Origin of the sequence: Pseudoflavonifractor capillosus (assembly GCF_016899775.1) — a bacterium.
Taxonomy (GTDB): Bacteria; Bacillota; Clostridia; order Oscillospirales; family Oscillospiraceae; genus Lawsonibacter.
The window spans coordinates 1-20333 of record NZ_JACJJE010000004.1; the positions used below are offsets into that span (position 1 = coordinate 1).

Sequence of the window (20333 nt, forward strand, 5' to 3'; positions counted from 1 at the left end):
TGCGCCTCGGAAATGATACCTCTCGCGAAATTTTGGCCGACAATTTCGCAAGAAATCGAGGCCAAAATTTCGTGCAGCTCCACTCGAAAAAGTGGCTCTGCCACTTTTTCGACAGTCTCCGGGAGGCGGCTTTTAGCCGCCTCCCGGTTTGTCATCTGCCATGTTCAGCTGCTCTCCTTCTGGACCAGCGTCCAGGGGGCCACCTGGGACTGGCAGGGGACCCCTTCAAACAGGTGCATCAGAAGCTCGGCCGCCATCCGGCCCACGTTGTGGGTGCCGTGGGACAGGGAGGTGATGCGGGGGGTGGTCATCTCGCTGTACTGGCTGTTGTCAAAGCTGACCACGGCCATATCCTCCGGGATGGAGATTCCCCGCTTCACCAGCTGGGCCACCAGACGGCTGGCGATCTCGTCGTTGTAGCACACCACCGCCGTATAGCCGGGGAGGATCTGCTCCAGGTACTTGACCCCCGTTCCGTCCAAAAACAGGGACTCCTTGGCCTCCGTGCTGTACCAGAAGACCTGCTGGTCCTCGAAGGGGAGGCCCAGGGTGCGCAGGGCGTCGGCATAGCCGGCGTAGCGCTGGTGGCCCTGGATGTCGTCGTTTTTGAAGATGCCCGCGATGCGCTGGTGGCCCTTCTGGTGGAGATAGTCCACCAGCATCCGGCCGCCTGTGGCGTTGTCGTCCAGCACCGAGAGGCTGTCGGTGAGCTCGGGGTAGTTGCCGTTCATAAAGACAAGGGGGACCCCACGGTCGATGAGCCGGCGGTACAGGTCCAGGTTGGGGTTGGGCAGGCCGGTCTTGGTCCCCTCCACCAGCACCCCGTCCAGGGAGGTCAGGTCCAGAAGGGTATTGAGCACCTTCCGCTCGTTGGACACCTGGTTCTGGGTGGCAAAGAGCAGGGGGGCGCTGTTGTGGTCGGAGAGGACGTTTTCCACCTCTCGCAAAATGCTGGGGAAGATGTAGTCGCTGATGTAGGTGGTGATGACCGCGATCGAGCGGTGGGGCATGGGGGCCGGCTTGGACCGGTCCCGGATGTGGGAGCCGCTGCCCTGCCGGCGCTCAATCAGCCCCTCCGAGACCAGCAGGGCCAGGGCCTGCCGCACGGTCTGGCGGCTGACCTGAAACTGCTGGCACAGGAGCTGTTCGGTGGGCAGAAGCATACGCTTTTGGTAGACTCCGTCCAGAATATCGGTCCGGAGCGAGTCCGCCACCATCTGATATTTGGGTGCCATGGGACAAGTCCCTCCAGTCGTGGCTTTCAATTAAACCCAGCATAGCATATTTGCCTGCTCTTTTCAATACAATTTTCAGATTTGTCTGGAGAGAAATCTCCGGCCCCGGAGAGAGAGGCCCCTGGGCGGTGAGAGGATTACCCAGGAGGCCCTCACATTTTCTTCTAATTTTTTGTGCTATTTGTCAAATGTGCCGGAGAATAATCCGTCGGAATTTCGAACTTGTCCATTTTTACAAAGAGTTTTTAACAAACTATTAACTAAAATTGCAAGAAAAATGCGGGGAAAAAGTAAACAAAAATCGTACTTTCAATGGAAAAATAGAACGAAAAAAGAGAATTTACAAAATTGTACTGTTTTTTGACGGCGGTTTTGACACGATTTGTATTGTTTGTTCGGATGAAAACACAAATTATACGAACAAATTGTTGACAGCGGGGGGGTTCTGGGAGTATACTTCGGTCAAGAAGTCCGGACAACCTGCAATACAACATGCGAGCGAATCCGGTTCGGGCTTAATCCTGGAAAATCGAAAAAGGAGCGATTCAGAATGAAAAAGAAAGTTCTTGCCCTGACCCTGGGCCTGACGATGGCTCTCTCCCTGGCTGCCTGCGGCGGCAACACCGGTTCTTCCACTTCCGGCTCCGGCGCCGCCTCCGGCTCCGGTGCGGACGCCTCCACCTCCGGCTCCGGTTCCAGCGGCGACCTGATCACCGTGGGCTTCGCTCAGGTGGGCCACGAGTCCGACTGGCGCACCGCCTCCACCCAGTCCGCTCAGGACGTGTTCAGCGAGGAGAACGGCTATCAGCTGAGCTTCATCGACTGTGACAACGACTCCGCCACCCAGCTGGAGGCCGTCCGCGGCTTCATTCAGCAGGGCGTGGACTACATCATCATCGACCCTATCGTCTCCACCGGCTGGGACGCCGTGCTGACCGAGTGTGAGGACGCCGGCATCCCCGTCATCGTCATCGACCGTACCATCGACGACTCCGACAAGTATGTGACCTGGGTGGGCTCCGACTTTAAGACCGAGGGTCTCGCCTGCGGCGAGTGGCTGAAGGCCTACGCCGAGGCCAAGGGCATCACCGAGATCAACGCCCTGGTCATCGAGGGCTCCACCGGCGCCTCCGCCACCATCGGCCGTACCGAGGGCTTCAAGGAGGTCGCGGACCGTGAGGGCTGGACCATCCTGGACAGCCAGAACGGCGACTTCACCGAGGCCGGCGGCCAGGAAGTCATGGAGTCCTACTGCCAGAGCTATGAGGGCCAGTTCAACGTGGTCATCTGCCAGAACGATAACGAGGCCTACGGCGCTATGACCGCCATGGACGCCGCCGGCGTGAGCTACGGCGTGGACGGCGACGTGATCATCGTCTCCTTCGACTCCAACAAGCCCGCTGTGCAGCACGTTCTGGAGGGCAACATGAACGCCACCTTCGAGTGCAACCCCATGGCCGCTCCCTTCGTGGAGGAAGTCATCCAGCAGCTGGAGGCCGGCGAGACTCCTGAGAAGGAGATCTACATGGACGAGTCCTGGTTCGCCGCTGAGGACAACGTGTCCAGCATCACGGTGGACGGCACTGAGATGCCCATCATCCATGTGACCCAGGAGGTCCTGGACGCCCGTCCCTACTAATTCCTCCCAGTTGCTGTGAGGAGGCCTTTATAGGACCCCAGAGGGAGGACCCCATACAATTCAACGTGGGGTCCTCCCTATTTCATTCTGAATTTCCGAATTTTAACAGAGGTGACGCGAGATGGAAGACAACATTGTATTGACGATGCGGGGAATCTGCATGACCTTCCCCGGCGTCAAGGCGCTGGACAATGTGGACTTCACCCTGCGCAAGGGGGAGATTCACGCCCTCATGGGGGAGAACGGCGCCGGAAAATCCACCCTGATCAAGTGCCTCACCGGCATCAACGACTTTGAGGCCGGCGAGATCCGGGTGGCCGGTGTGGAGGGGGCCGTCAAGAACCACTCCACCCTGGATGCCCAGAAGGTGGGCATCTCCACCGTGTATCAGGAGGTCAACCTGTGCCCCAACCTGAGCGTGGCGGAAAACCTGTACATCGGCCGGGAGCCCATGACCCCCTTCCACACCATCGACCGCCGGACCATGAACAAGAAGGCGGACGAGCTGTGCAAGCGGCTGGACATCAAGGTGGACGTGACCCAGAACCTGGAGAACTACTCCCTGGCCCTTCAGCAGATGATCGCCATCGCCCGGGCGGTGGACATGGATTGTAAGGCCCTGATTCTGGACGAGCCCACCTCCTCCCTGGACGACAGCGAGGTGGAGAAGCTCTTTAAGATGATGCTCCAGCTGAAGGAGCAGGGGGTGGGCATCGTGTTCGTCACCCACTTCCTGGAGCAGGTGTACGCCGTGTGCGACCGGATCACCGTGCTGCGCAACGGCACCCTGGTGGGCGAGTACCCGGTGGCCGAGCTGCCCCGGGTGAAGCTGGTGGCCGCCATGATGGGCAAGGACTTCGACGACCTGGCCTCCATCAAGCCCGAGGGCTTCACCTACGACAAGGAGGCCCCCCTGGAGATCTCCGCCCGGGGCCTGAGCCACAAGGGCACGATAAAACCCTTCGACCTGGACATCCACAAGGGCGAGGTCATCGGCCTCACCGGCCTGCTGGGCTCCGGCCGCAGCGAGCTGGCCCGGTCCATCTACGGCGCCGACAAGGCCCAGACCGGCACCCTGAAGGTGAAGGGCAAGGAGGTCAAGATCAACCAGCCCATCGACGCCATGAATCTGGGCATGGGCCTGCTGCCCGACGACCGGAAGGCGGAGGGCATCATCGGCGACCTGTCCGTGCGGGAGAACATCATCCTGGCCCTCCAGGCCAAGCGGGGCACCTTCAACCAGCTGTCCCGTGCCAAGCAGGAGGAGATCGCCGACCGGTACATCGACCTGCTCCAGATCAAGACCGCCAGCCGGGAGACCCCCATCAAGCAGCTCTCCGGCGGCAACCAGCAGAAGGCCATCCTGGCCCGGTGGCTGGCCACCGACCCCAACTTCCTGATCCTGGACGAGCCCACCCGGGGCATCGACATCGGGACCAAGACCGAAATTCAAAAGCTGATTATCCAGCTGGCCGGCGAGGGAAAGAGCATCATGTTCATCTCCTCCGAGATTGAGGAGATGCTCCGGACCTGCAACCGGATGGCGGTCCTCCGGGACGGCGCCAAGGTGGGCGAGCTGGACGGCGAGCTGACCCAGGAGCGGGTCATGGCCGCCATTGCGGGAGGTGCGAGTGAACATGAACATGAGTAAGCTAAAGAAACTCACCCAGCAGCAGCTGTTCCTGCCCATTTTCTGCATGATCCTGGTGCTGTGTGTCAACATGATCTACGACGTGTCCCAGGGCCGGGATTTTTATGAGTTCTTCAAAATCGGAATCCAGAACGAGCTGCTCAGCGGCCGTCTGGTGAACATCCTGAACCGCGGCAGCGAGGTGGCCATCCTGGCCATCGGCATGACCCTGGTGGTCTCCTCCTCCGCCGGTACCGACATCTCCGTGGGCTCCGTCATGGCCCTGAGCGCCGGCGTGTGCTGCACCCTGCTGGCGGGCGCGGCGGCCCCCCAGGCCACCGAGCTGGCCGTCCCCCTGATCGTGGGCGTGCTGGCCGCCCTGGTGGTGGGCTGCGTCTGCGGCGCCTTCAACGGCGCCCTGGTGGCCTATCTGAACATCCAGCCCATGGTTGCCACCCTGATTCTGTGGACGGCCGCCCGTGCCATCGGCCTGCTGGTGTGCAACAACCTGATCGTCTATGTGCGCAACGACGCCTTTGCCATGTTCGGCGGCTACATCGGCCCCGTGCCCACCCCCCTGATCATCGCGGCGGTGTGCATTGCCGTGGTCACCATCGTGCTGAAAAAGAGCGCCCTGGGCCTGTACATCCAGTCCGTGGGCATCAATAAGAAGGCCAGCCGCATCGCCGGCCTGAACTCCCAGAAGATCATCTTCCTGTGCTATGTGCTGTGCGGCCTGTGCGCCGGCATCGCCGGCGTGGTGGCCTCCTCCCGCATCACCAGCGCCGACACCAACAACATCGGCCTGAACTTCGAGCTGGACGCCATCCTGGCGGTGGCCCTGGGCGGCAACAGCCTGGCCGGCGGCAAGTTCAACCTGGCGGGCTCCATCATCGGCGCCTACACCATCCAGGCCATCACCACCACCATGTACAACCTGGGCGTGTCCAGCGCCGTCAACCCGGTGTTCAAGGCGGTCATCGTCATTGTCATCGTGGCGGTCCAGGCGCCTCCGGTGAAGGCGTTCTTTAAAAAGCTGTCCGCCAAGCGGCAGGCGGAGAAAGAAGTAAAGGGGGCGGTGGGCGTATGAAACCGGCAAACGCGCTGAAAGAGCGCAAGCAGATGAACAGCAACACCACTCTGCTGGTCATCACCATCGTACTGTTTTTCGTTCTGTATGCGGCGGGCTGCGTGGCCTACGCCGGCAAGGGCTTTACCACGGTCCAGACCTTTTTGAACGTGCTGCGCAGCAACGCGGGCCTGATCTGCGTGGCCTGCGGCATGACCTGCGTCATGCTCACCGGCGGCATCGACATCTCCGTGGGCTCCCTCATCGCTATGGACTGTATGATCATTGCCTACGGCCTGAACAACTGGGGCTGGGCCAGCGCCCCCACCATCATCCTGCTGGTGCTGGCCATCGGCATCGTCTTTGGCCTGGTGCAGGGCTTTTGCGTGGGCTATCTGGAGATCCAGCCCTTTATCGTCAGCATGGCGGGCATGTTCTTTGCCCGAGGCATGACGGCGGTCATCTCCACCGAGCAGCTGTCCATCACCGCCGAGGCGGACCAGACCTTCTATGACATGGCCAACTTCCGCATCTACCTGCCCTTCGGCGGCACCATCAACCGGGCCGGCAAGCTGATCATGCCCTATGTGGGCATCGGCGTGGTCATCGCCCTGGCGGTGCTGGTGGTCATCTTCCTGATGCTCCGCTACACCAAGTTCGGCCGGGCCCTGTACGCCGTGGGCGGCAGCGAGCAGTCGGCGGCCATGATGGGCCTGAACGTGAAGGCCACCAAGATGAAGGCCTATGTGCTCTCCTCCTTCCTGTGCTCCATCGGCGGCATCTGCTACTGCATGAACACCATGTCCGCCAGCGTGAATCAGGCCACCGGCCTGGAGATGGACGCCATCGCCTCCTCGGTCATCGGCGGCACCCTGCTCACCGGCGGCGTGGGCAACGTGATCGGCACCCTGTTCGGCGTGCTCATCAACGGCACCATCGCCTCCATTGTGCAGTTCAACGGCAAGCTGGCCTCGTCCTGGCCCAACGTGCTCACCGCCGCTCTGCTGTGCTTCTTTATCGTCCTCCAGAGCATCTTTGCCAAGATCAAGGAACGGAATAAGTAAGGAGACAGATTTTTATGGAACGCAAGGAAATTATCACCTCCGGCCAGGCCGTCCTGGGCATCGAGCTGGGCTCCACCCGGATCAAGGCGGTCCTCATCGGGCCGGACCACGCCCCCATCGCCTCGGGCGACCACGGCTGGGAGAACCGGTATGAGAACGGCGTGTGGACCTACCACATGGACGACGTGTGGGCGGGTCTCCAGGACGCCTATGCCAGCCTGTGTGCCGACGTGGCGGAGAAGTACGGAGTCAAACTGACCAAGGTGGCCGCCATGGGCTTCTCCGCCATGATGCACGGCTACCTGCCCCTGGACGGAAACGGGGAGCTGCTCGCCCCCTTCCGCACCTGGCGCAACACCATGACCGCCCAGGCGGCGGAGGAGCTGACCGGCCGCTTCGGCTTCAACATCCCCCAGCGGTGGTCCATCGCCCACCTGTACCAGGCCATCCTCAACGGGGAGGAGCACGTGAAGGACATCGTCTACCTCACCACCCTGGCGGGCTACGTCCACTACAAGCTCACCGGCGTGAAGGCTCTGGGCGTGGGGGAGGCCAGCGGCATGTTCCCCATTGACAGCGACTCCTGCGACTACGACCAGGCCATGGTGGACTCCTTTGACGCCCTGGTGGCGGACAGGGGTTATCCCTGGAAGCTGCGGGACATCCTGCCCAAGGTGCTCCCCGCCGGGGCGGACGCGGGCTCCCTCACCCCCGAGGGGGCCAAGCTCCTGGACCCCGCTGGGGCCCTGGAGCCCGGCTGCCCGGTGGCCCCTCCCGAGGGGGACGCGGGCACCGGCATGGCGGCCACCAACGCGGTGGCCCCCCGCACCGGCAACGTGTCCGCCGGCACCTCTGTGTTTGCCATGATCGTGCTGGAGAAGGCCCTCAGCAAGGTCTATCCGGAGATCGACATGGTGACCACCCCCACCGGCAAGCCGGTGGCTATGGTCCACTGCAACAACTGCACCAACGAGATCAACGCCTGGGCCAAGGTTTTCAAGGGCTTCCTGGAGGCCCTGGGCCAGAAGCCCGATATGAACGCGGTGTTCACCGCCATGTTTGAATCCGCCGCCAAGGGGGCGGCGGACGGCGGCGGCCTGCTGCTGTACAACTACCTGTCCGGCGAGCCCATCACCGGCATGGAGGAGGGACGTCCCCTCCTGTGCCGCGCCCCGGAGGGGGAGCTCAGCTTCCCCAACCTGATGCGCGCCCAGCTCCTGTCCGCCCTGGCCACCCTGAAGATCGGCCTGGACATCCTGGCGGGGGAGCAGGTGGCGGTGGACCGGCTGCTGGGCCACGGCGGCTTCTTCAAGACCCCCAAGGTGGGCCAGAGCATCCTGGCCGCGGCGGCGGGGGCCCCGGTGTCCGTCATGGAGACCGCCGGCGAGGGCGGCCCCTGGGGCATGGCCCTGCTGGCCGCCTACCGGGTGAACCGCGGGGAGGGCGAGTCCCTGGAGGACTACCTGGCGAACAAGGTGTTCGCCGGCGCCCAGGTGTCCACCCTGGCCCCGGAGCAGGCCGACGCGGACGGCTTCGAGGCCTTCATGGCCCGCTACCGCAAGGGGCTGGCCATCGAGCGCTCCGCCGTGGACAACTTGGGATAACACCCCCGGAACGGGGCGTATTTAAAAGCCCTCCTGCAAGGAGTTCCGCCGTCATCTCCGCGCTAAGAGCCGCCGCAATGCGGCGGTTGCGCTCCGAAACGCGCCTGCGGGCGCAGGCAGACGGCGGAATAAAATGAAATTTCATCATTTCCGAGGACACACCCCAGGGTGGCTTCTCTTGGCCTTCGGCCAATTCACCTTCTGCGCCTCGGAAATGATACCTCTCGCGAAATTTTGGCCGACAATTTCGCAAGAAATCGAGGCCAAAATTTCGTGCAGCTCCATTCGAAAAAGTGGCTTTGCCACTTTTTCGAATCAACAAAATTTGGAGGTCATTTCCCATGGATATGAAAAATTGCGAATTCTGGTTTGTGGTAGGCAGCCAGTTCCTGTACGGCCCCGAGGTGCTGGAGACCGTGGCCCAGCGGGCCGCCGAGATGGCGGACACTCTGAACAAGAGCGGAAACCTGCCCTGCAAGGTGGTGTACAAGGCCACCGTCAAGACCGACGCGGAGATCACCCAGGTGATGAAGGACGCCAACTACGACGAGAACTGCTACGGCGTCATCACCTGGTGCCACACCTTCTCCCCCAGCAAGATGTGGATTCACGGCTTCGGCCTGCTGCAAAAGCCCTACTGCCATTTGGCCACCCAGTACAACCGGAAGATCCCCAACGAGGAGATCGACATGGACTTCATGAACCTGAACCAGGCCGCCCACGGCGACCGGGAGCACGGCTTCATCGGGGCCCGGATGCGTCTGCCCCGGAAGGTCATCGCCGGCTACTGGCAGGACAAGCCGGTGCAGGACGAGCTGGCCGCCTGGATGCGGGCGGCGGTGGGCTATGCCTTCTCCCATAAACTGCGGATCGTCCGCTTCGGCGACAACATGCGGGACGTGGCCGTCACCGAGGGCGACAAGGTGGAGACCCAGATCAAGCTGGGCTGGCAGGTGGACTACTGGCCGGTGGGCCATCTGGTGGAGACCATGGACGCCGTTACCGAGGCGGAGATCGACGCGCAGATGGCGCAGTACAAGGACCGCTATGACTTCGCCACCGACGATCTGGACACCGTACGCTATCAGGCCAAGGAAGAGGTGGCCATGCGGAAGATCCTGGAGCGGGAGGGGGCTCAGGCCTTCATCAACAACTTCCAGGACCTGTACGGCATGGAGCAGCTCCCCGGCCTGGCCAGCCAGAACATGATGGCCGACGGCATCGGCTACGGCGGCGAGGGCGACTGGAAGGTGGCCGGCATGACCGCCATCATGAAGCAGATGGCCCAGGGCCTGGAGGGCGGCACCCTGTTCATGGAGGACTACACCTATGATCTGGAGCCCGGCCAGGAGGTCTCTCTGGGGGCCCACATGCTGGAGGTGTGCCCCTCCATCGCGGCGGAAAAGCCCCGCATCGAGGTCCACCCCCTGGGCATCGGCGACCGCCAGCCCCCCGCCCGTCTGGTGTTCGAGGGCAAGGAGGGCCCCGGCATCGTGGTCTCCCTCATCGACATGGGCGGCCGCCTGCGCATGATCATCCAGGACATTGAGGTCATCAAGCCCATCCTGGAGATGCCCAACCTGCCCGTGGCCCGGGTGATGTGGAAGCCCGCCCCCGACCTGCTCACCGGCGTCAAGTGCTGGATCGAGGCCGGCGGCGCCCACCACACGGTGCTGTCCACCGCCCTCACCGCCGAGATGATGGAGGACTGGTGCGAGATGATGCAGATCGAGTGCGTCCATATCACCAAGGACACCAAGCTGGCGGACTTTAAGAAAGAATTGTTCTATAATGATATTGCCTGGAAGCTGAAAAACCTGTAAAATGGAGAGAGGCCGCCGGGGAGGGCAGCCCCTCCCCGGCGGCTTTGCCTTGGAGCATTGGATAAGGAGTGATTGCGGATCATGTTGGAAGAACTGAAACGAGAGGTCTGCGAAGCGAACCTGCTGCTTCCCAAGTACGGGATGGTGACCTTTACCTGGGGCAACGTGTCCGGCGTGGACCGGGAGAAGGGCCTGATGGTCATTAAGCCCTCCGGCGTGGAGTACGACGATATGAAGCCCGAGGACATGGTGGTGGTCAGCCTGGAGACCGGCGAGCGGGTGGAGGGCAAGTATAAGCCCTCCAGCGACACCGACACCCACCTGATTTTGTACAAGACCTTCCCGGAGCTGGGCGGGGTCGTCCACACCCACAGCCGCTGGGCCACCTCCTTCGCCCAGGCGGGCAAGGGGATTCCCGCCTTCGGCACCACCCAGGGGGACTACTTCTATGGGGAGATCCCCTGCACCCGGAAGATGACCCCGGAGGAGATCGCCGGCAAGTACGAGCTGGAGACCGGCAACGTGATCATCGAGACCTTCCAGTCCCGGAAGATCGACCCGGCCCAGGTGCCCGCGGTGCTGGTGCACAGCCACGGCCCCTTCGCCTGGGGCACCGACCCCCACAACGCGGTGCACAACGCGGTGGTGCTGGAGGAAGTAGCGTTCATGGCCTTCCACGCCATGGCCCTCACCCCCGGCCTGCCCCCCATGCAGCAGGAGCTGCTGGATAAGCACTACCTGCGCAAGCACGGCCCCGGGGCCTACTACGGCCAGGGCTGATTGGAAGGAGCGCGGAACATGGAACAGCAGAAGCGGGTCCTCTTCGGGACCATGCCGGACGGGACGGCGGTGGAGGCCGTCACCCTGGAAAAGGGGAAGCTCTCCTGCCGCATCCTCACCTACGGCGGGGCGGTCCAGTCCCTGGTTGTCCCCGGCCGGGACGGAAATCCGGTGGACGTGGTGCTGGGCTTTGACACCCTGGAGGACTACCGGAAGCAGGACAAGTACATCGGCGCCCTCATCGGCCGGTACGGCAACCGCATCGGCGGGGCCTCCTTCTCCCTGAACGGGACGGAGTATCCCCTGGCGGCCAACGACGGAGAGAATCACCTCCACGGCGGCCCCGGGGGCTTTGACAAGCAGGTGTGGACGGTGGAGGAGCAGGCGGAGGACCGCCTCACCCTGTCCCTCCAGAGCCCCGACGGCCAGGAGGGCTACCCCGGCAACCTGTCCGTCCAGGTGACCTACACTCTGACGGAGGCCGGGCTGACCATCGGCTACCGGGCCAAGTGCGACCGGGACACCCTGTGCAACCTGACCAATCACACCTACTTCAATCTGTCGGGCCACCAGAGCGGCCCGGTGACGGGACAGTACATCCAGCTGGCGGCCTCGCGCTACACCCCCACGGTCCCCGGCTCTATCCCCACCGGGGAGCTCGCCCCGGTAGAGGGCACCCCCATGGATTTACGCCAGGGCCTGCCCATCGGACAGCGGGTGGACGAGGACTTCCCTCAGCTCACCATGGCCGGGGGCTATGACCACAACTGGTGCATCGACGGTTCGGACGGCTCTCTCCGTCTGGCGGCCCGGGCCTGGAGCAAAGAGACGGGCGTCGTCATGGAGACCTGGACCACCCAGCCCGGGGTGCAGTTCTACTCGGGCAACTATCTGGACGGCTGTCCCGCCGGCAAGGGCGGGGCGCCCTACGCCAAGCGGTGGGGCTTCTGCCTGGAGACCCAGCACTACCCCGATTCGCCCCACCACCCCAATTTCCCAAGCACCGTGCTCCCGGCGGGAGCGGAGTACCGGCAGACCACCGAGTACCGCTTCGCCGCGGAGTGATTCGGAGAGGAGGAATACAAAACATGACCAAAGAAGAAAAAAAGCAGCTGATGGCCACCGCCTGTAAGGTCCGGATGGGGGTCATCAAGGGGACCCACGCCGCCAAGGCGGGCCACCCCGGCGGCAGCCTGTCCGCCGCCGACCTGTTCACCTACCTGTACTGCAAGGAGCTGAATGTGGACCCCAAGAACCCCAAGTGGGAGGACCGGGACCGCTTTGTCCTGTCCAAGGGCCACACCGCCCCCGGCCTGTACGCCGCGCTGGCCCAGCGGGGCTTCTTCCCGGAGGAGGACCTGCTCACCCTGCGCCAGATCGGCAGCCACCTCCAGGGCCACCCCAACATGAACCTGACCCCCGGCGTAGACATGTCCACCGGCTCTCTGGGCCAGGGCGTCTCCGCCGCCGCCGGCATGGCTCTGGCCGCCAAGTACCAGGGCAAGAGCTGCCGGGTGTACACCCTTCTGGGCGACGGCGAGATCCAGGAGGGCCAGGTGTGGGAGGCCTTTATGTTCGCCCACCACTACAAGCTGGACAACCTGTGCGTCATCATCGACAACAACGGCCTGCAGATCGACGGCCCTGTGGACAAGGTGATGAGCCCCTACCCCATCCCCGACAAGCTGAAGGCCTTCGGCTTTGCGGTGAAGGAGATCGACGGCCACGACTTTGACCAGATCGAGGCCGCCTTCGCCCAGGCGAGAGAGACCAAGGGCGTGCCCTTTGCCATCGTGATGAAGACCACCAAGGGCAAGGGCGTCAGCTACATGGAGAACCAGGCGGGCTGGCACGGCAAGGCCCCCAACGACGAGGAATACAAGATCGCCATGGATGAGCTCACCGCTCAGCTGGCGGAAGTGGAGGCGATGTAAGATGGCGGATGTGAAGAAGATCGCGACCCGGGACAGCTACGGCAACGCCCTGAAGGAGTTGGGCGCGGAGCATGACGATCTGATTGTGTTTGACGCGGACCTGGCCGGGGCCACCAAGACCGGCACCTTCCAGAAGGCCTTCCCGGAGCGCCACTTTGACTGCGGCATCGCCGAGGGCAATATGATGGCGGTGGCCGCCGGCGCGGCGGCCATGGGGCTGGTGCCCTTTGCCTCCAGCTTCGCCATGTTTGCCGCCGGCCGCGCCTTTGAGCAGGTGCGCAACTCCATCGGCTACCCCCACCTGAACGTGAAGATCGGCGCCACCCACGGCGGCATCTCCGTGGGCGAGGACGGGGCCTCCCACCAGTGCTGCGAGGACTTCGCCCTGATGCGCTCCATCCCCGGCATGGTGGTCATGTCCCCCGCCGACGACGTGGAGGCCAAGGCCATGGTGAAGGCCGCCTATGAGCATGTGGGCCCCGTCTACATGCGCTTCGGCCGGGCTGGCGTGCCCGTGTTCCACGACGGGGAGAACTTCCAGTTCCAGATCGGCAAGGGTGAGGTGCTCACCGAGGGAACTGACGTGGCCATCATCGCCAACGGCCTGCTGGTGGCCGAGGCCCTGGAGGCCGCCAAGACCCTGAAGGAGGAGGGCATCTCCGCCCGGGTCATCAACATGGCCACCATCAAGCCCCTAGACGAGGAGCTGGTGCTGAAGGCGGCCCAGGAGTGCGGCAAGATCATCACCTGCGAGGAGCACAACATCCTGGGCGGTCTGGGCGAGGCCGTGTGCGGCGTGCTGAGCGAGAAGCTGCCCACCCCCGTGCGCCGCATCGGCGTCAACGACGAGTTCGGCCACTCCGGCCCCGCCGGAGCCCTGCTCAAGCAGTTCGGCCTGTCCGCCGAGCACATCGTTGAGGTGGCCAAGAGTTTTTAAGGAGCTCCATCTGACAAATAGAAGGAAAGGCAGGACCGGGTACGGTCCTGCCTTTTTGACATTCTGGGAATCGGGAACGCGGTTCCCAATCCTTGCTTTTTGCTGTGATGCATGCTATCATTCACTCAACCATGCATCGTTCTATCTGTGTATTTCTTCCAAAAACTTCGCAAATAGTACATTCCGAAAGGAAATAGCAGTGTGATATTGCAGAATGGAGGGTTAAAATGAGACGAAGTGCAGCCGCCGCAGGCATGGTTTTGCTGGCGTCATTCGTTTGTGCCGCCTGTGCGCCCGCAGCCCCCAGCGGCCAAACACCTGAATTTTTTGATGACATCGGAAAAACACTCAGCGAATTGAAAACCGAGCATCCTGAGGGGGAATTGATCGTAAGGCCGGGCGGATTCCCGGATTCTGCCGCGGTATGCTTTGGGGAGCCGGAGGCAGAATTTGTTTATTACTTTTTTGGAGCACAGAGCGGCGATGCGGAAAAGGCCATGAACGAATGTGAAGACCAGCTGAAATGCGCTGGTTTTCTCACAACCGCCGGCGTACTTTTTCCAGATATGGAAGATGAAATGTCCTTTGAAGATTTCTTCTCTCAGATTGGCGTCGACGACTATGAGTACCTTGTGGAAGGCACGGCGGCAGACGGTTGGTTAAGCTTCCAGTATCGTGATATGGAAGTCATGGTGAATACAAACGAAATAAATGCTGCCGGCGGATGGGATTTCACAGGGGAAGAAATCGTAAAGCGCAATGCTCCAGTGTCGATGGCAGACCCAGAGATATCAAATGCCAATGGCGACCTGGCTGACGCGGTGATGTTCGATGAAACTGCGGCGTGAGAACGCGACACTCAGCTGGCGTGCGCATTTATTTTCGGCGGGATTGCCGGAAAGACAGGGATTTCCAAATCAGTAAATAAGACAGGGCGGGATCATCGCTAAACGATGCTCCCGCCCTGTGCATTATTCCTGCGCTGACTTGTCCCGAGGCCGCTGTCCTTCCGCGCCCCTCAAAAAACACTCCTTCTCTCTCCCCGCGTCCCCGCGGGCGCCGCGCCGGAGGCGGCACTGTAACTATAACAGTGACAATAACATTTACTCTGACTATTACAGTAACAGTGACTGTAACTGTTACTGTTACTGTAACGCAGCCCTATTTGCACGGAAACGTACAACTCTGGCCCCAGTTTCTCCCATGGTTGGAGGGAGAATTGCTCAGCCCCCGGCGAAGCACAGCCGCACCGCCCAGGCGGCGGCCAGAAAGCCGGTGAGGTCGGCGCACAGGGCGGCCGGGATGGCGTACCGGGTGCGGGAGATGCCCACCGACCCGAAGTAGACGGCGATGGTGTAGAAGGTGGTCTCGGTGGAGCCCAGCATCACAGCCGCCACCCGGCCCAGATAGGAGTCCGGGCCGTAGGACTGGATGAGCTCCGCCCCCACCCCCAGGGCGGCGGAGCCGCTGATGGGCCGCACCAGCATCAGGGGCAGGAGCTGAGCGGGGACGCCCGCCCGGTCCAGCAGGGGGGCCAGGACCTGGGCGGCCAGCTCCAGGGCTCCGGAGGCCCGGAGCATATACACTGCCGTCATCAGGGCGATGAGGGAGGGGACGATGCGCAGGAGGACCTCCAGCCCATCCCCACCCCCGTGGATCAGCGCGTCGTACACGTCCACGCCCCGCCCCACGCCATACAGGGCCACGCCGGCGATGATCAGGGGGGCGATCATGGTAAAGAGCAGTTCCAAGTTCAATCCCTCCAGATCCGGGCGAAGAGCTTGCAGGCGGAAATCCCCACCCCCACCGACAGGGCGGAGGCCAGCCACACGGCGGGGAGGATGTCGAAGGGGGACGAACTCCCCGCCGCCGCCCGCACCGAGGCCACGGTGGTGGGGATCAGCTGGATGGAGGCGGTGTTGCATACCACCAGCATGCACATGGCGTCCGACGCCGTCCCGGGGCTCTTTCGCTCCATCCGCCGCACCGCCTCAATGCCCAGGGGGGTGGCCGCGTTGCCCAGCCCCAGCAGATTGGCGGACACGTTGGCGGAGATGCTGTCCATCACCCCGCGGTCTTTGGACACCTGGGGGAACAGGGCGGACAGCACCGGCCGCAGCAGCCGGGACAGCCCCTCGGCCAGACCGGAGCGGCGCATGATCTCCATTACCCCGGTCCACAGGCACAGCATGCCCGCGATGGAAACGCACAGCTCCACCGCCGCCTGAGCCCCATCCACCGCGGCGGCGGCCACCAGATCCCCCCGGCCCGTGGCCAGGCCGCACAAAATGGACAGGACTGCCATTCCCGTCCAGATCCACGCCATCGTCATTCGGCCAGCCCCCTCTCGTCCCATTTATACGGAGGTGATTTCGGAAATAATACCCAATTCTGTTCGACAAAATTTGTGGCTATTTTTTGTTTTAAGGAGGGCATAAGAAATAATTTGTCGGTTTTTGCAATATTTTCACATATGTGGTTGACAGAATCAATCTTTGTAGTATAATTAGATTTGCCGTTTTCGGTATTCTTTTACAGATTCCGTGCCGTCTCGATGGTTCTCTCATTGACGACTGGCGACAAGGAAAGGATGGTTTAACTTGAAATCTACCGGTATTGTGCGAAAAGTGGACGAATTAGGCCGTATCGTACTCCCGATTGAGCTGCGCCGCACCCTGGACATTGCGGAGAAGGATTCCCTGGAAATTTACATGGATGGTCCTGCCATCGTGTTGAAGAAGTATCAGCCCGCCTGTATCTTCTGTGACGACGCCAAGGACGTGATCGTCTACCACGGGAAAAATATCTGCCCCAAGTGCATCAAGGCCCTTCAGGAGGCGCTGGCCGGCGAGTGAGCCGTCGGACAAGATCACAAAGATTACATACAAATTAGCTCACGGTATGATACTCCGTTCCACGAGGGGCGGAGTCTCCTTTTGTAAAAAACCGCCTGCATGCGAGATGCAGGCGGTTTTTCAGTTTGTCAAAAAACTCTGCCAAGACGAGTCTGTCCGAATTTTGGCGGGGGAGCGCAAGAGGGCGGCAGCCCGCCTCGAGTGGGGTCGGATGCCCTGAATGCCCTGCACGGCAAGGCGTTCCGCGAGGACTTTTCCGCCGCTGCGCGGCGGGAAAGCAGCGGCATTCTTGCATGCCGGCCCGTCAGACCGGGATGGGATAGCGCTCGGTAAAGCACCCGTCGCAGAAGCCGCACCGGGCATCGGGGGCCAGCTGGTGGAGGTGCTCCAGGGAGAGGTAGCCCAGGCTGTCCGCCCCGGTGAGCTCCCGGATCTCCTCCACCGTGTGGCTGCATGCGATGAGCCGGTCCTTGTTGGGAATGTCGGTGCCGAAGTAGCAGGGGGAGACGAAGGGGGGCGCGGAGATGCGCATATGGACCTCTTTGGCTCCCGCCTCCCGCAGCAGGGTGATGATCTGTCGGCTGGTGGTCCCCCGGACGATGGAGTCGTCCACCATGACCACCCGCTTGCCCTCCACCTCGCTGCTCAGGGCGGCGAGCTTGATGCGCACCGCCTGCTCCCGGCTGGCCTGGTCGGGGGTGATGAAGGTGCGGCCCACATAGCGGTTTTTCACAAAGCCCACCCCGTAGGGGATGCCGCTCTCCTGGGCGTAGCCCTGGGCGGCGTCCAGGCCGGAGTCAGGCACCCCGATGACCAGGTCGGCCTCCACCGGGTGCTCCTGAGCCAGGAGCTTTCCCGCGTTCACCCGGGCCTGGTGGACCGACTGCCCGGCGATCACTGAGTCGGGGCGGGCGAAGTAGATATACTCAAAGATACACATGTGGGACAGCTCCCGGCAGTTGTCCCGGATGGAGCGCACCTGGCCGTCCTCCACCACCACGATCTCTCCGGGCTCCAGCTCCCGCTCCAGCTCGCCCCCCACGCTGGCGATGGCGCAGGACTCGGAGGCGAACAGGACGGCGTCCCCCTTCCGGCCCATGCACAGGGGGCGGAAGCCCCAGGGGTCCCGGCAGGCGATGAGCTTCCGGGGGGACATGACCAGCAGGGAGAAGGCCCCCTTCAAATTCCTGGCGGCGTAGCACACCGCGTCCTCCACGCTGCGGCAGTGAAGCCGGGCCTGGGCGATGGCATAGGCGATGAGCTCGGAGTCGCTGGTGGTGTGGAAAATGGCCCCCTTGTACTCAAAGTCCCGGCGGAGCTGGTCCACCCCCACCAGATTGCCGTTGTGGACCACCGCCAGGGTGCCCTTCACGTATTTGATGGTCAGGGGCTGGGCGTTCTCCCGCTCGCCGGCCCCGGTGGTGGCGTAGCGCACATGGCCCACCGCCATGGTGCCGTTGAGCCTGTCCAGGGTCTCCTTGTCAAAGACCTCGCTCACCAGGCCCACGTCCTTGTAAAAGGACTGCTCCCGGCCGTTGATGGCCGCGATGCCGCAGGCCTCCTGCCCCCGGTGCTGGAGGGCGTACAGCCCGTAATAGGTGGTTTGGGCGCACCCGCCCTTTGGATCGTAGACGCCGAATACCCCGCACTCCTCGTGCAGGCCGCTCAGTATGGGTTCCATCCCCGCGCACTTCCTTCCTGAAAAAGACAAGGCGGCGCTCTCCATGAGCGCCGTCGTTCACAAACTTATTATACTCCTGCACAGCCGTCCGATGCAAGGGAGAGAGGATTGGCTGCTCCGCCTATATCTTCCTTAAATTCCGGAACTTTCTCGTATGATATGTCTATTTTGACGCAATCTAGCCCGGAGAGGAGGGGCGTGCTGTGAACGATGAACGGACATTTTTGGCTTTTATCCACAAGACCGCGGCCATGGGGGTGGGGACGCTGCCCCAGGCCATGGGCCTGCCCCAGAGCCGGGCCATGGTGCCGGTCCTCCAGGACCAGCTGCGGGAGTGCCGCACCATCGCCGCCCGGGCCCAGGCCTATGCCAGAGCCCAGGGGGAGCGGCTGAGGGGGCCGGGGAGCGCCGCCCTGGCCCTGGCGGGGGCCGCCCTCCGGACGCGGGCGGTGCTGGACCCCTCCACCTCCACACTGGCGGAGCGGCTCATCCGGGAGAGCACCGGGGGCGCGGTGGAGACGGCCCGGCGGCTCCACCAGTGCACCCGGGACACGGACCCGGCACTGGTGGAACTGGGCCGCCGCCTGCTGGCGGCCCAGGAGCGGACCATCCAGGAGATGAAGCGGTTTTTATAGTAGGAAAAAAGCGGGCGGCCCTTACCGGGCCGCCCGCTCCAGCTTGTCGAAAAACCTCTGTTTAGACGAATCCGCCCGAGTATTGGCGGGGGAGCTCGAGGGGGAAGAAAATCTGTTCCCGGAACTCAGTCCACGAATTTTGCGCTGGGGTAGACCCGCTCAATGCGCTCATCCGGGTAGTGGTCGTCCAGGAACCGGGCGACGCTGTTCTGGGCGGGGACGTCCATGCTGCGCTCCACATAGCGGCCGAAGGCCAGGGCGGAGACGGCCATGTTGCCCACCATAAAGACCACCAGCAGCCAGGTGAGAATTTTTCCCGGCTTCATGGGCAGGCGCTCAATCAGGTTGGACATGCGGGGGTAGAGCACCTTGATCCACACCACCGTGGCGATGCCCCAGAAGAAGCAGTAGAGCAGGTTGATCCGGCCGCCCAGGTTGAAGGGAATGTGGCTGTAATCCCAGAAGACCGTGCCGAACATCAGCTCGGAGAGGACGGAACAGCCGTACTCATAGGCGCCTCCCAGCACGGTGCCGAACAGGAACAGAAATCCGTCCCGGCGGTCCCGGTAGCGGTAGAGCAGAACGGTGAGGATCACCGCGCCGAAGCCCCACACGATGGAGAAGGGGCCGTAGAGCAGGCTGCTGCGGCTCTGCCACTCCCCCATGGAGAAGCGGCAGAAGACGGTCTCGAAGAGGTCGCCCAGCAGGGCGGCGATCACAAAGATCCAGGTCAGCTTGTAGAAGCCGCAGCCCTGGGCAAACACCTGGGCGCGGACCTTCTCCTTCCGCCGCTCCTGCTTCAGGCGGTCCTTATCCAGGCTGGGGTAGGCCCGGGCCATACGCCGCTGGATGTACCGGGTGACCGCGTTGTCCAGGGCGTTGGACACCGCCCGCCACCGCCGGGAGACCTCGCTGGGCTCCTTCAGGCTGCCGTTGAGCTGGAGCAGTGCGGCGCCCGACCCGGCAAAGTCCGCCGCCAGCAGGACCAGCACCGCGATGGCGATGATCTGTCCCACCGACTGGGGAATCCAGTTGGTGAGGGTTACCAGCAGGGGGTTGCCCAAAAACAGGCAGAACAAGGCCAGAAGGCCCCACACCAGGGAGTATTTCAGACAGATGTGGCCGTTGAAGTTCCAGGGCTCCTGGGAGTAGTCCCACCACTTCTGCCCAAAAATGCGCTCCAGCAGGGCGCCGGTGACCAGCTCCAGGGCGGTGGCCAGCAGCATGCCGCCTACAAACAGGAAGAAGGGGGCGCTTTTCAGCTCCGGGAGGAACACGGCGAACAGCACGGCGGCCTCGCCGTAAACGGGGGAGAAGGGGGCGTTCAGAAAGCCGCGGTTGAGCAGCTTGCCCTTTTTCGCCGCCGCGGCGGCGGTCTCCATCAGCCAGCCCAGGAAGGAGTAGACCAGAAAGAACCAGAGCAGTTGGTAGAGTGTGTATTCCATAG

Annotated in this window: 18 protein-coding genes; 13 read left to right on the forward strand and 5 right to left on the reverse strand. The window is 62.7% G+C overall.

Going from position 1 to position 20333, the window contains the following annotated elements; translation table 11 throughout:
- Positions 1-164 precede the first annotated feature (164 nt).
- Positions 165-1235 carry a GntR family transcriptional regulator gene (locus tag H6B31_RS01980; RefSeq protein WP_204896967.1) on the reverse strand — a complete coding sequence of 357 codons (1071 nt, stop codon included), beginning with the start codon at positions 1233-1235 and terminating at the stop codon, positions 165-167.
- A gap of 550 nt (positions 1236-1785) precedes the next feature.
- Between H6B31_RS01980 and H6B31_RS01985 the strand changes: the two genes are divergently transcribed.
- The 11 genes from H6B31_RS01985 (at position 1786) to H6B31_RS02035 (ending at position 14563) form a co-directional block, all read left to right on the forward strand.
- Positions 1786-2874 carry an ABC transporter substrate-binding protein gene (locus H6B31_RS01985; RefSeq protein ID WP_204896968.1) on the forward strand — a complete coding sequence of 363 codons (1089 nt, stop codon included), beginning with the start codon at positions 1786-1788 and terminating at the stop codon, positions 2872-2874.
- 121 nt (positions 2875-2995) lie between these two features.
- Positions 2996-4525 carry a sugar ABC transporter ATP-binding protein gene (locus tag H6B31_RS01990; RefSeq protein ID WP_204896969.1) on the forward strand — a complete coding sequence of 510 codons (1530 nt, stop codon included), beginning with the start codon at positions 2996-2998 and terminating at the stop codon, positions 4523-4525.
- Positions 4512-5594 carry an ABC transporter permease gene (locus H6B31_RS01995; protein WP_430691858.1) on the forward strand — a complete coding sequence of 361 codons (1083 nt, stop codon included), beginning with the start codon at positions 4512-4514 and terminating at the stop codon, positions 5592-5594. The genes H6B31_RS01990 and H6B31_RS01995 overlap by 14 nt, the downstream gene beginning before the upstream one ends.
- Positions 5591-6637 carry an ABC transporter permease subunit gene (locus tag H6B31_RS02000; RefSeq protein WP_204896971.1) on the forward strand — a complete coding sequence of 349 codons (1047 nt, stop codon included), beginning with the start codon at positions 5591-5593 and terminating at the stop codon, positions 6635-6637. The genes H6B31_RS01995 and H6B31_RS02000 overlap by 4 nt, the downstream gene beginning before the upstream one ends.
- Before the next feature lie 14 nt (positions 6638-6651).
- The gene (locus H6B31_RS02005; RefSeq protein WP_204896972.1) at positions 6652-8241 is read left to right on the forward strand and encodes a xylulokinase; all 1590 of its coding nucleotides are present in this window, start codon (positions 6652-6654) and stop codon (positions 8239-8241) included.
- Between the two features lie 341 nt (positions 8242-8582).
- The gene (gene araA / locus H6B31_RS02010; protein ID WP_204896973.1) at positions 8583-10064 is read left to right on the forward strand and encodes an L-arabinose isomerase; all 1482 of its coding nucleotides are present in this window, start codon (positions 8583-8585) and stop codon (positions 10062-10064) included.
- A gap of 81 nt (positions 10065-10145) precedes the next feature.
- Positions 10146-10844 (forward strand): L-ribulose-5-phosphate 4-epimerase, encoded by a 699-nt coding sequence (araD, locus tag H6B31_RS02015; protein ID WP_275959831.1) that lies wholly within the window; start codon positions 10146-10148, stop codon positions 10842-10844.
- Between the two features lie 18 nt (positions 10845-10862).
- Positions 10863-11909, forward strand: coding sequence for an aldose epimerase family protein (locus tag H6B31_RS02020; RefSeq protein WP_204896974.1), 1047 nt, complete (start codon positions 10863-10865; stop codon positions 11907-11909).
- 23 nt (positions 11910-11932) lie between these two features.
- Complete coding sequence (locus H6B31_RS02025; protein ID WP_204896975.1) at positions 11933-12778, forward strand: transketolase; 846 nt, start codon at positions 11933-11935, stop codon at positions 12776-12778.
- A 1-nt stretch (position 12779) separates the two neighbouring features.
- Positions 12780-13715: a transketolase family protein gene (locus H6B31_RS02030; protein WP_204896976.1), complete on the forward strand. Its 936-nt coding sequence runs from the start codon at positions 12780-12782 to the stop codon at positions 13713-13715.
- A 227-nt stretch (positions 13716-13942) separates the two neighbouring features.
- Positions 13943-14563, forward strand: a complete 621-nt coding sequence (locus H6B31_RS02035; protein ID WP_204896977.1) for a hypothetical protein — start codon at positions 13943-13945, stop codon at positions 14561-14563.
- A gap of 375 nt (positions 14564-14938) precedes the next feature.
- Here the strand turns inward: H6B31_RS02035 and H6B31_RS02040 are convergent, their stop codons facing one another.
- Complete coding sequence (locus H6B31_RS02040) at positions 14939-15466, reverse strand: spore maturation protein (protein ID WP_243418801.1); 528 nt, start codon at positions 15464-15466, stop codon at positions 14939-14941.
- A 2-nt stretch (positions 15467-15468) separates the two neighbouring features.
- Positions 15469-16047 (reverse strand): nucleoside recognition domain-containing protein, encoded by a 579-nt coding sequence (locus tag H6B31_RS02045; RefSeq protein ID WP_204896978.1) that lies wholly within the window; start codon positions 16045-16047, stop codon positions 15469-15471.
- A gap of 268 nt (positions 16048-16315) precedes the next feature.
- On the opposite strand from H6B31_RS02045, the gene H6B31_RS02050 reads away from it, so the two are divergent.
- Positions 16316-16570 (forward strand): AbrB/MazE/SpoVT family DNA-binding domain-containing protein, encoded by a 255-nt coding sequence (locus H6B31_RS02050; protein ID WP_204896979.1) that lies wholly within the window; start codon positions 16316-16318, stop codon positions 16568-16570.
- A 304-nt stretch (positions 16571-16874) separates the two neighbouring features.
- Here the strand turns inward: H6B31_RS02050 and purF are convergent, their stop codons facing one another.
- A complete protein-coding gene (purF, locus tag H6B31_RS02055; protein WP_204896980.1) occupies positions 16875-18251 on the reverse strand; it encodes an amidophosphoribosyltransferase in 1377 nt (458 codons plus the stop codon).
- A 203-nt stretch (positions 18252-18454) separates the two neighbouring features.
- On the opposite strand from purF, the gene H6B31_RS02060 reads away from it, so the two are divergent.
- Positions 18455-18886 carry a hypothetical protein gene (locus H6B31_RS02060; RefSeq protein ID WP_204896981.1) on the forward strand — a complete coding sequence of 144 codons (432 nt, stop codon included), beginning with the start codon at positions 18455-18457 and terminating at the stop codon, positions 18884-18886.
- 125 nt (positions 18887-19011) lie between these two features.
- On the opposite strand, the gene H6B31_RS02065 is transcribed toward H6B31_RS02060, so the two are convergent.
- A complete protein-coding gene (locus tag H6B31_RS02065) occupies positions 19012-20331 on the reverse strand; it encodes a putative ABC transporter permease (protein ID WP_204896982.1) in 1320 nt (439 codons plus the stop codon).
- Positions 20332-20333 lie beyond the last annotated feature (2 nt).